The sequence below is a fragment of the Burkholderia sp. HI2500 genome (genome assembly GCF_002223055.1).
GTDB lineage: Bacteria > Pseudomonadota > Gammaproteobacteria > Burkholderiales > Burkholderiaceae > Burkholderia.
Window position 1 is genome coordinate 1986842 of record NZ_NKFL01000006.1, and the last position, 11481, is coordinate 1998322.

An 11481-nucleotide genomic window follows, 5' to 3' on the forward strand; every position below is an offset into this window, starting at 1 on the left:
TCACCATCATGAAAAAACTTCTCGTCGCCCTCGCCGTCAGCGCACTCGCCGCAGGTTGTGCGGTGCAGCCCGCGCAGCATCCGGCGCTTCAGGATTCGGTTCGAACACTCGCGCCGGAAGCATGGGACACCGATGTGCCGCGCGCGGACATCGACGCCGCCGCGTGGTGGGCGCAATTCCACGATCCCGCGCTCGACCGGCTGATCGCCACCGTGCTCGACGGCAACCTCGATCTGCAGGCAGCAGCCGAACGCGTGAAGCAGGCGCAGGCGCTGACCGTGCAGAAGCGCGCGGTGCTGCTGCCCGAACTCGACGCGACCGCGCATGCGGCCGACGCACGGCAGAACACGCCGCCGCCGCTCGGGTATGTGCGGCAGGCTGGCGCAGGGCTCGCGTTGAGCTGGTCGCCCGATGTGTTCGGCGGTGAACGGCTCGACCTGCTTGCCGCGCAAGCGGAACTCGTCGGGCAGAAGCATGCGGAAGATGCGATGCGGCTCGCACTCGCGGCCGATGCGGCTTCCGCGTATGTCGATCTGCGCTGGGCGCAGCAGGAACTGAAGATCCTGCAGGACAACGCGAAGATCCGCCAGCATGCGCTCGAACTCACGCGCAAGCGGCAGGCGTTCGGGCTGTCGACCGAGCTCGACGTCACGCGTGCGCAGAACCAGCTCGATGCGCTCGAAGCGCGGATTCCGCCGACGCAGGCGCAGATTACGCATCAGCTCAATCTGATTGCGGTGTATTCGGGGCGCACGCCGGAGTCGGTCGATCGGCTCTTGCTGGTACAGGCCGGGGAGATTCCTGCGCCGCCGGTTGGCGCACCGGGGACGCTGCCTTCGCAGGCGTTGCTGCGGCGGCCGGATGTGCTGACGGCGTATGCGCAGGTCGAGCGGCGGGCGGCGCAAGTCGGCGTGGCGAAGGCGGAGCGGTATCCGAAGTTTTCGTTGAACCTGACGGACGGGATTCTGGCGGCTTCTTATCTCGGGTTGCCGACGTTGACCGATAACCTGTTCAGTGCGGCGTTGAGTGCGACGAGCCCGATCTTCAATGCGGGGCGGATTACGGCCGATATCTCGCAGAGCGAAAGCCGGATGCGCGAGTCGGAACTCGGGTTGCGGCAGACGATGCTGCAGGCGTTGCGGGAGGTCGAGGATGCGCGGGCGAATCTCGTCAGCTCCGATGAGGCGACGCGCAGGCTGGGTAGTGCGCTGGCTGCTTCGGACAAGGCGCTTGGGTTGGCGAATCAGCTTTATAAGGGCGGTGCGACGGATTTTCTGGATGTGCTGTCCGCGCAGGAGGTGTATCTGCGGGATTCGGATTCGCTGAATCAGGTCAAGCGCGAGCACGCGCTGGCGGCGGTGGCGCTGTATCGGTCGCTTGGGGGTGGGTGGAGCAGGAATGACGCGGCGGGTGGGCCGGAGGTGGCGGCGGTGGCGAAGAACTGAGCGCAATCACGATACGGCGCCGGCTTTCACGCTTGCCGGCGCCCCGCTCGTCAGCCGCACGATCCCAGGCATTTGACGGATGACAACGCGATCAGTTAGACCGCCGCCCACGCGATGCCCAGCCCTGCGATGACGGTGACGATCCGCGTGACGGGCTTGTGCCAGAACCGGATCGCAACGAACACGCCGGCAGCCAGCAGGAGCCCGATGAGGATCGGGCCAAGCACATTCATTGCAAATTACAGCGGCGGCCGCTTCAGCTTCACCCAGCGCTGCACCGACGGCGGCTCCCACTGCGCACGCGCATAGTCGGCGAGACGCTGCGGCACCGGATCGTCGTTCAACACCAGACGGTTCAGCATGCTGTGATCATGCGGCGTCGGGCCAGCGGTAGCCAATCACCTCGTTCAACGGGTACGCGAGTTCGCGTACTTCTTCCAGCTGATTGCCGCCGAAGAGATATACCTGTTCGTCGTCGTGGCGCAGGTAGAAACCGACGTGCCCTTTCCAGCTTGCGGGATCGTCACGCGTCAGGATCGCGATGCAACCGTAGACAGGCCGTTCCAGCGGCCTCCCCCATTCGAGCCACGAACGCGCAAGCGCGGAGCCCGTGCCACGAATGCCGGCGTGCGTCATGCACCAGTTCACGAAGGACGAGCACCAGGAAATCTTGTCGTCGTAACCGACCAGGTTCGTCTGGTTGTTGTACTCGACGATGCGCGGGTTGATGCTGCCCGGCGGGTGGCGGCGGATGCCGAGTTCCGCCATCGCGACGGGCATCCACGGCGGATGGGCGGCGTCCGGTTTGCTCTCAGGGTTGAATAGGGTCACGTCGTTCTCGGGCGAGTGTGTTGTGCGGTCAATCTTCGCATGAATACGGCGACTGGCGGCACCCTGCTTCCTTGTGATTTCCTTTCGATCCGCTCGTATCATATCGGCAGCCTCCTCGACCTCCCAAGCTGCCATGCGCATCACGCCCCTGCCGCCCCTTCAGTGCCTCATCGCGTTCGAAGCCGCCGTGCGGCACGCGAGCTTCACGCGCGCGGCCGCCGAGCTGCACCTGACCCAAAGCGCGATCAGCCGGCAGATCCAGCAGCTCGAGGAATTCCTCGGCCGCTCGCTGTTCGTGCGCGAGCATCGTTCGCTGCGGCTGACGATCGCCGGCGAGCAATACGCGGCCCAGGTCCACCATCTGCTCACGCAATGCGCGGAAGCCACGCATGACGTGATGAAACCGTACGGCGATCTCGAAATGACGATCGCCTGCTCGTCGGGCGTCGCGCTGCTGTGGCTCACGCCGCGCCTGCCGGATTTCCGCGCCGCCTATCCGAACATCAAGCTGCGCTTGATCGTACGGGATGGCCTCGCGTCGATGTCGCCGGCCGAGTTCGACGTGGGCGTGTACTACGTGCGTCAGCAGGCGCCCGCCGAATACACCGCGCGCCGCCTGTTCGACGAGGAAGTGTTTCCCGTCTGCGCGCCAGGTTACCTGGCCGGCCGCACGCTCGCCGCGGCCGACCTCGCGAACGAGACGCTGCTGCGCCTCGAGGACGGGCAGCGTCAGTGGATGTCGTGGTCCGAATGGTTCGACCAGAACGACATCGATCGGCAGAAGGCACGGCCCCAGGACATCACCATCAACTCGTATCCGCAGATCGTGCAGATGACGATTCTCGGCCAGGGCGTGTCGCTCGGCTGGCGCTACATGATCGACGCCTGCATCGAGGCCGGGCTGCTCGTGCGCGTGACCGACGCATCCGCGAGCCACGGTGGCGGCTACTACGTGATCTCGCCCAACGACCGCGCGCAGAACCACGCCGCGCGCCTGTTCACACGCTGGCTGTTCGAACAGGCGGAGCGGCAGACGGCGCCCTGACCGATTCATCACGCAACGCATGCGCCCAGCGCATGCGTGCATGCAAATCTTTCGTTTCAGAAAAAAATCGCGCTGTCCTTAGCATGGGTTCACGCGGGGCAGCCGTCCCGTCTTCTGATTCCGATAGAGGAAGAGACCATGCAAGGAACGCTTTCCCCGCGCGCCGCGCCTGCCGTCGATGCGGCAGTGCAGCAGCGCCGCCGCGCCATCGTCGCGACCGTGATCGGCAATGGTCTCGAATGGTTCGATTTCACCGTCTACAGCTTCTTCGCGGTCATCATCGCGAAACTGTTCTTTCCGACCGGCAACGAACTGACGTCCGTGCTGCTGACCGTCGCGACGTTCGGCGTCGGCTTCTTCATGCGGCCCGTCGGCGGCATCGTGCTCGGCATCTACGCGGACAAGGTCGGGCGCAAGGCCGCGCTGTCGCTCACCATCCTCATGATGGCCGCCGGCACCGCGCTCATCGGGCTCGCGCCGACCTACGAACAGGCTGGTATCGCCGCGCCGCTGCTGATCGTCGTCGCGCGGCTGCTGCAAGGCTTCTCGGCCGGCGGCGAGATGGGCGGCGCCACCGCGTTCCTCACCGAATACGCACCGCCGGAGAAGCGCGCGTACTACTCGAGCTGGATCCAGTCGAGCATCGGCTTCGCGGTGCTGCTCGGCGCCGCGACCGGCACCTTCGTCACGACGTCGCTCGACGCGCAGGCGCTGCATAGCTGGGGCTGGCGGCTGCCGTTCCTGCTCGGGATCATCGTCGGGCCCGTCGGCTACTACATCCGCAGCCATATCGACGAGACGCCCGCATTCAGCGCCGTCGAAGCGCAGGCGAAAGAAAGCTCGCCGCTGAAGGAAGTGCTGTCCACCTACCCGCGCGAGACGTTCGCGAGCTTTTCGATGGTCATTCTGTGGACCGTCTGCACCTACGTGCTGCTCTTCTACATGCCGACGTATTCCGTGCGCACGCTGCATCTACCGCAATCGACCGGCTTCGCGGCCGGCATGGTCGGCGGGCTGATGATCATGTGCTGCTCGCCGATCGTCGGCCGGCTCGCCGACGTGTGGGGACGGCGCGTGTTCCTGTCCGGATCGGCGCTGGCCATCTTCGTGCTCGCATGGCCGATGTTCGCGTGGATCAACCATGCGCCCGGGTTCACGTCGCTGATCGTGTTCCAGGCCGTGTTCGGCGTGCTGATCGCGACCTACACGGGGCCGATTCTCGCGGCGTTCGCCGAACTGTTCCCGACCAAGGTGCTGTCGACCGGGCTGTCCGTCGCCTACAACTTCGCGGTCACGATCTTCGGCGGCTTCGCGCCGTTCCTGATCACGTGGCTCATCGCCCGCACCGGCAGCAACATGGCGCCGGCCTTCTACGTGACGCTCGCGGCGGCCGTCAGCTTCATCGGCACGCGCTTCGTGAAGGACGCGAAGCGCGGCGCTTCCGTCAATCGATAAGGATCTCTCTCCATGACCATTACCGTGCTTCAAGGCGGCAACGTACTCGATCTCGAACGGGGCGTGCTGCTCGACCATCATCATGTCGTCATCGACGGCGAGCGGATCGTCGAAGTCACCGATCAGCCGGTGGATTTTCCGAATGCGCAGGTGATCGACGTGCGCGGCAAGACCGTGATGCCGGGGTTCATCGATTGCCATGTGCACGTGCTGGCTTCGAATGCGAACCTCGGTGTGAATGCGACGCAGCCGAATATTCTTGCCGCGATTCGGTCGTTGCCGATTCTCGATGCGATGTTGTCGCGTGGGTTCACCAGCGTGAGGGATGCTGGGGGCGCGGACTGGAGCTTGATGCAGGCCGTCGAAACCGGGCTGGTGTCGGGGCCGCGGATTTTTCCGTCGGGCAAGGCGTTGTCGCAGACCGGCGGGCATGGGGACTTTCGGCCTCGTGGGGATTTGCTGGAGCCTTGTTCTTGCTGCTTCAGGACGGGGGCGATTGCTCGGGTGGTGGACGGGGTCGAAGGTGTGCGGCTCGCCGTGCGCGAAGAAATTCAGAAAGGCGCGACGCAGATCAAGATCATGGCGTCAGGGGGCGTGGCTTCGCCGACCGACCCGATTGCGAACACGCAGTATTCCGAGGACGAGATTCGGGCCATCGTGGATGAAGCCGAGGCCGCGAATACTTATGTGATGGCGCATGCGTATACGGGGCGGGCGATTGCTCGGGCAGTGCGATGTGGGGTTAGGACGATCGAGCATGGGAATCTCGTGGATGAGGCTGCGGCGAAGCTGATGCACGAGCGTGGGGCGTTTGTGGTTCCTACGCTTGTGACTTACGACGCGCTGGCCAAACACGGCGCGGAGTTCGGGATGCCGCCGGATTCGGTGGCAAAAGTGGCTTCCGTTCAGCAGAAAGGACGCGAATCGCTGGAAATCTATGCGAACGCCGGCGTGAAGATGGGGTTCGGGTCGGATCTACTCGGGGAAATGCACTCCTTTCAAAGCGGAGAGTTCCGGATCCGGGCGGAGGTGCTGGGGAATCTGGAAGCGCTCCGGTCGGCGACGACCGTGGCGGCGGAGATCGTCAATATGCAGGGGCAGCTCGGGGTGGTTGCCGTGGGGGCGATCGCCGACCTCGTCGTGCTGGATGGGAATCCGCTTGAGGATATCGGAGTCGTGGCCGATGAAGGCGCGCGGGTCGAGTATGTGTTGCAGCGGGGGGCGCTTGTGAAACGCCAAGCCAGCGGGCGTTGATTTGATGATCTGACGCCACTCGGCTGTTTCGGCAGGCGCCGTGTCGCCTCACGGGCCTTGCGGTCGTGACAGTTGTTGAAGGTGGCTGGAGGTGTGAGTCGCGGCGTTTGCGGCAATGGCCGGGGCGGTGCCGCCCCGGCAGTCAGTCGCATTCGGGAAACGCCTGCATTCCACTCGCCAGGGCCGCATCACGCGGCCCTAGCAGGCGTTATAGCGTCGACGGTCCACGGTCAAGATCGTGGTACGGCTGCTCTCGCAACGCCAACTGGCTGTAATCCGGCGTGATCGTGATCTGCCGGGTCGCGTAGTTGGCGTCCACGTATACGCGGTCGCCAGGCTTGAATCCGAAGATCTTGAAATCAATGTCGATCGCCTTCATCCACGGCAGATACGGCCAGCCTCGCTTGGGAAGGTCCGGGTAGTTGCGCAGGACCAGCTCAAACGTCTTCTGCATGTTGACGGGTTTGTTCTTTCTACGACGTGGCTTAGTATTGGCGTCAGCCATTTCTGACTCCTGTACTGAGTTGGTGGTGGTCAGCGGGTCGTATGGGTTGCCGCCCATGCGGCCCGCGCTTCTTTGATGCCTTGGGTTTCCCCTTCTTTCTCCCCTCTTCGCTGCGTCTTGTTGGGCAAGACGGCTTTCGTTCGGCCATCGGGGCGGAGGGGGCCGCATTCAGCTTCCGATGGCGAGAAGCAAGGCTTCATAACCAGTGTAGTCGGGCTGGCATCTCAGAAATGGGGGATCGAGGGGATTGGCCGTTAGGTATAGGGAGGTGTGCGCCCGGCCTGACGCTCTAGGTCAGTGACTTGGAGACTTTGTACGTACGCAAGAGACTTTTGACAGACTGCCAGTATTAACCGCTGCCGATACTTTATCTTGAGGCTCCCTCGTTCCCGATTCGCCGCTGGGTGTCCAGCACCCATCTCTGGATCTCGCCCTTGAAGCTTATGGACGAAAAATAGCTCGTGCGTTCCGAGACCAGCATATGTACTATGATAACAGTATCGCGCCCGTATGATCTTTGATCCGCATTAAATCAATCGGGATAGCAAATCTGTGGCACCAATTTAATAAATAATGAGGAGACGCACATGACCGAGCCAATGGGACCAAAGCAGAACACGAACTATCTAAAATCAGCGGTGGCTCAAATATATGGCGACGACGATGATTTCATTGTAATCGGCTTGACTGGCAGAACGGGGAGCGGCTGCAGCACAGTTGCCAAAATATTTCAATCCAGAAAAGAAGAAATCCGCCACAACCTATTTTTTGGAAATGACCCCCACACCAACGAACAACGAAAAGAACGGATTTTACAAAGACATTTCGAAGCCACTTGGACACCGTTTTTGCTTCTGCAAGTTAGAGCCATAATTACCACCTTCCTTTTGGATCAGGAGGGAAGCTTTTGGGCTGATAAATTTTCGGATCTTTTTGAGTCTGATGCCAAGCGAATGGCTTTTGCAGATCTTCTTGATGAACTTCGGGTGCCCTACACCGCAATAAGAGATAACGACAAATCCACAGACCCCATCGAATATTATACGCAGTCGCTACCCATAAAGTGCGAGGCACTTCGGGAAATTTTAGGAGAAAGTTCTTTTGTAAAATTATATCAAATTATTGGAAAAAACATCCGCCTATCTGGAGATCCTTTTGCAAAAACAATGAAGGATGGTGCTTTTTTTGCCTTGGCCGAACGGATCAATTTCGTTATTAAATTGATTCATGACGCCCGCAAAAACAAAGGAGATCCGACATATATTGTTGTGGATGCAATTCGAAATCCCCTTGAGGCAGTTTTCTTCCAAGACAGATATGCCGCATTTTATCTACTCGCCGTCTCCGCCCCTGAAGACGATCGACTAGCACGCCTCCGCGAGTTGAAGTATTCGGAAATTGACATCGAATCGATCGATAAAATCGAATATACAACACACGATCTAGATGACCTTGATTTTTATTCTGTTCAAGATATTCAATCATGCCTTCAGCGCGCAGATTTATACGTAAGCAATCCAAATGTTTCGAGCAAGGTTGCTGAATATCAAGATCTAACAAATCAACTCATAAAATTTGTCTCATTAATTAGGAGGCCAGGAATAGTCACCCCCTCAGCAGTGGAGCGATGTATGCAGATTGCCTACACGGCAAAGCTAAATTCCGGCTGCATTTCTCGCCAAGTTGGCGCTGTGGTCACGGATGCGAACTATTCCCTTAGATCGATTGGGTGGAACGATGCACCCTTTGGCCACGTTCCCTGCAATCTTCGAAGCCGCAACGACCTCCTTCAGGGAAACGATAAGATCGCTTACAGTGATTTCGAGAAAAATGACGAGAAATATCTCGGTCATTTCAAAGAGCGGAGCAAACGGTTCGACATAGTTTCATCAACTGGGCGCAACAATGCTTTCTGCTTCAAATCAGAATACAACGCTTTCAAGAATGAAAAAAATCAAGTTCACACCCGTTCGTTACATGCTGAAGAAAACGCATTCTTGCAAGTTGCAAAGTATGGACTTGCCTCAATAGAGGGCGGCCTGCTCTTCACCACCGCTAGCCCATGTGAACTTTGTTCAAAAAAGGCGTATCAGCTTGGCATTAGAAAAATTTACTACGTCGACCCTTATCCTGGCATCGCATTAGATCACATTCTTAAGGGCGGATCAAACAACCCAGAACTCTTGCTATTTTCAGGTGCAATTGGCCGAGCATTTCATAAACTCTACTCCCCAATAGTTCCATACAAGGACGAACTGAATGCCGTCACCGCATAACCAACCGAACTAATTAATAACGAACTACACAGCAATATTTAGATATTTTAAATCTTAACCATGAATCGTATGTGGCGTCCCGCGAAATGAGGATCCGGCTTGGAAATCACTGAAATCCAGAAGCACATCAACGTGTTTCTCCAAAATGACTGGGTTAAATTTCTGGCTATCCCGGCGGCTTATGGAATCTACCTATTTGGAAAATATTTGATTGAGCGGAAGATAGAAGGAAAACCGGAAACGGAAAATATTACACAGCTAAATCAGCTTGCCGACCTCAAAGAAAAACTCGACAAGAGCGGAACCACTCTTGAGGAACTTCAGAACTTCCGCGCTAAAGCTCTCGGCAGAACAGCCAGTGTTGCCGTCGTCACCGCGCAGCAATATACGGAAGCCGCCTCACAATTGGTTGGAGATGCCGAAAATGCGGAGCATGACCCAGATTGGGATAACGCATTAACGCAAACAGACATGAATATTCTGTCGATGAAAAAGGCATCGCAGGCAGATGACGAGTTGACAGCGATAGTCACTAGCAAGATGCGAGAATTCGACGAAGAGGATCGTCTATTGCTTCAGCAGTCGCAATCGGCCTGGGATGCATACCGGGAAACAGAAACAAAGCGAGCGTCTCGGATTTGGGAAGGCGGGACAATCAGACCACTCATGGTCAATCTCCGATACGAAGCGATTACACGTGAGCGAATAGCCAGCTTATCAGCAGAAGGAAGAATGGAGAACACTGATGACTTGGTAGTTGAGCATGTGAGAACCCCAAGGAATCTTCTGCAACACATAGAGCCGGGTGTACCGAAACAGCGCGTTTACGACACCCTTGGCACACCAAGTTTTGTCTCTGCCAATTTCATCTATTACCGCTATGAGGAAACTCAGGTTGAAATTTCCTTTAACGACAACGACGCCGTCAATCACGTCATTGTCGCCTTGATCCAAGGTCAGGTCTATTTTGGATCATCCCCAGGATTTGTCACTGACATTCCTCTCGGAAAATTGACATTGGCAGATGTTCTTGAGTACGACGATCAATTGATGATTGAATTCCGCAGCAGTTTGAGGACGCAAGAGATTTACGTGCGCGGTCGGATCGGACCTGCTGGAGCGTGGACATACTTTTGCTTCGGAGCGCTCTCGGTGTTTAGCGGAGCGGGTTGTCTTCAGGACACTCAATTCGAATGGGACAGAGAAGCCAACTGTCTGCTCACCGACCCCAAGGATGTACTGATCAATTGGATGGCACTACCCGGACCGTCACTTGAAGCTCCCAATTTTTCCTGGTTCATTAAATAAGTTTTCAGAGGTGGAGGTTCCCCGTCTTCTGAACCTGTCCGCATTTTTGTGGGCGAGGCGGTTGAACCGCACGTTATCCTCGCGCCTGCATAAATCTCTCTCCGAACAGGATAGCAAACTGATTCATCGCTGATTTCCAGTCGAAGGCGGACCGCACGGTCTTGGCCAGCAGGTTGCGCAACGCCAGCCAGAGCAGCTTGATCGCCGCCTCGTCATTCGGGAAGTGGCCGCGCGTCTTGATGATCTTGCGCAACTGCATGTTCAGACTTTCTATGGCGTTTGTCGTGTATACAACCCGTCGAATTTCCGGCGGGAACACATAGAACGGTCCGACGTGCTCCCATGCCCGCTGCCACGATTGCACGATGGTCGGGTATTTCTGGCCCCGAGGGCCGTCAGCGAAGTCCTGTAACGCCTGCCTTGCCGCCTCTTCGCTAGCGGCCGCGTAGATCGGACGCAACGCCGCGGCCAGTACCGTGCGGTCCCTGTAGCTGGCGTACTCCAGACTGTTGCGGATCAGATGCACGATGCAGGTCTGAACGGTGGTCCGTGGATAGGCTGCGCTGATAGCCTCGGTCAGCCCCTTCAAGCCGTCCACCACGACAATCAGGATGTCCTGGCAGCCGCGCGTCTTCAGTTCGTTGAACACCTTGAGCCAGAACTTGGCGCCCTCGGTCTGCTCGATCCACAGGCGCAGCACATCGCGCTGGCCGTCGGCCTGGATACCCAGCGCCAGATAGACGGCCTTGTTGCTGACCACGCCATCGTCGCGGATCTTGACCCGCAGCGCATCGAAGAACTCCGCCGCATACATCGTCTCGAGCGGGCGGCTCTGCCAGCTCAGCGCTTCGGCCATCACCTCGTCGGTGACCGAGCTGATGAAGTCGGGCGATACCTCGGTGCCATAGTGCTCGGCCAGAAATCCCTGAATCTCGCGCACGCTCATGCCGCGGGCGTACATCGCGATGATGCGTTCGTCGAAGCCGGTGAAACGGCGTTCGTGCTTGGGAATCAGGATCGGCTCGAAGCTGCCGTCACGGTCACGAGGCACGTCGACCCGGATTGGGCCACGATCGGTGATGATCGTCTTGCCGCTGGCGCCGTTGCGTTCGTTGGCCTGACCGGGCGGCTTGGGCTGGCCCAGCGGGTAGCCCAGATGCAGATTCATCTCGGCGCCCATCGCACCGTTCGATGACCGCTTTGTTGAACGCCAGCATCAGGTCCTGCACCTCGGCCGGCGTCATCGGCCCCTTGACCAACTGGTCCAGCAGTTCCTTGGGCAGTTCAGGCAGCGGCCCTCGGGCCGCTGCCTGATGCGCTACAGTTTGTCTTTTCTATTTCATCGGCATATCCATGGCCTTT

At 58.6% G+C, this 11481-nt stretch carries 10 protein-coding genes and 1 pseudogene; 6 read left to right on the forward strand and 5 right to left on the reverse strand.

Annotation, left to right across the window (positions count from 1 at the left end):
• The first annotated feature begins 8 nt into the window (after positions 1–8).
• Positions 9–1445 carry an efflux transporter outer membrane subunit gene (locus CFB45_RS26630; protein ID WP_089428114.1) on the forward strand — a complete coding sequence of 479 codons (1437 nt, stop codon included), beginning with the start codon at positions 9–11 and terminating at the stop codon, positions 1443–1445.
• A 95-nt stretch (positions 1446–1540) separates the two neighbouring features.
• Here CFB45_RS26630 and CFB45_RS39120 read toward each other — a convergent pair whose 3' ends face one another.
• The 3 genes from CFB45_RS39120 to CFB45_RS26640 are packed head-to-tail and all read right to left on the reverse strand — an operon-like array spanning position 1541 to position 2225.
• On the reverse strand, positions 1541–1678 hold the full coding sequence (locus CFB45_RS39120; RefSeq protein WP_179255104.1) for a hypothetical protein: 138 nt from the start codon (positions 1676–1678) through the stop codon (positions 1541–1543).
• Positions 1679–1684: 6 nt separating this feature from the next.
• Complete coding sequence (locus tag CFB45_RS26635; RefSeq protein ID WP_373558419.1) at positions 1685–1807, reverse strand: hypothetical protein; 123 nt, start codon at positions 1805–1807, stop codon at positions 1685–1687.
• A 7-nt stretch (positions 1808–1814) separates the two neighbouring features.
• Positions 1815–2225 (reverse strand): TIGR02594 family protein, encoded by a 411-nt coding sequence (locus CFB45_RS26640; protein ID WP_089428115.1) that lies wholly within the window; start codon positions 2223–2225, stop codon positions 1815–1817.
• 184 nt (positions 2226–2409) lie between these two features.
• On the opposite strand from CFB45_RS26640, the gene CFB45_RS26645 reads away from it, so the two are divergent.
• The 3 genes from CFB45_RS26645 (at position 2410) to CFB45_RS26655 (ending at position 6030) form a co-directional block, all read left to right on the forward strand.
• Positions 2410–3321 (forward strand): LysR substrate-binding domain-containing protein, encoded by a 912-nt coding sequence (locus CFB45_RS26645; protein ID WP_089428116.1) that lies wholly within the window; start codon positions 2410–2412, stop codon positions 3319–3321.
• Positions 3322–3459: 138 nt separating this feature from the next.
• Positions 3460–4776 (forward strand): MFS transporter, encoded by a 1317-nt coding sequence (locus tag CFB45_RS26650; protein ID WP_089428117.1) that lies wholly within the window; start codon positions 3460–3462, stop codon positions 4774–4776.
• A 12-nt stretch (positions 4777–4788) separates the two neighbouring features.
• Complete coding sequence (locus CFB45_RS26655) at positions 4789–6030, forward strand: metal-dependent hydrolase family protein (RefSeq protein WP_089428118.1); 1242 nt, start codon at positions 4789–4791, stop codon at positions 6028–6030.
• Positions 6031–6238: 208 nt separating this feature from the next.
• Here CFB45_RS26655 and CFB45_RS26660 read toward each other — a convergent pair whose 3' ends face one another.
• Positions 6239–6535 carry a hypothetical protein gene (locus tag CFB45_RS26660; protein WP_089429160.1) on the reverse strand — a complete coding sequence of 99 codons (297 nt, stop codon included), beginning with the start codon at positions 6533–6535 and terminating at the stop codon, positions 6239–6241.
• A 587-nt stretch (positions 6536–7122) separates the two neighbouring features.
• Between CFB45_RS26660 and CFB45_RS26665 the strand changes: the two genes are divergently transcribed.
• Both CFB45_RS26665 and CFB45_RS26670 read left to right on the forward strand, forming a co-directional pair.
• Positions 7123–8811, forward strand: a complete 1689-nt coding sequence (locus tag CFB45_RS26665) for a hypothetical protein (protein ID WP_218828876.1) — start codon at positions 7123–7125, stop codon at positions 8809–8811.
• A gap of 99 nt (positions 8812–8910) precedes the next feature.
• Positions 8911–10119 carry a lysozyme inhibitor LprI family protein gene (locus CFB45_RS26670; protein WP_144025229.1) on the forward strand — a complete coding sequence of 403 codons (1209 nt, stop codon included), beginning with the start codon at positions 8911–8913 and terminating at the stop codon, positions 10117–10119.
• Positions 10120–10192: 73 nt separating this feature from the next.
• Here CFB45_RS26670 and CFB45_RS26675 read toward each other — a convergent pair.
• Positions 10193–11411: pseudogene (locus CFB45_RS26675) on the reverse strand (IS256 family transposase).
• Positions 11412–11481: the final 70 nt, after the last annotated feature.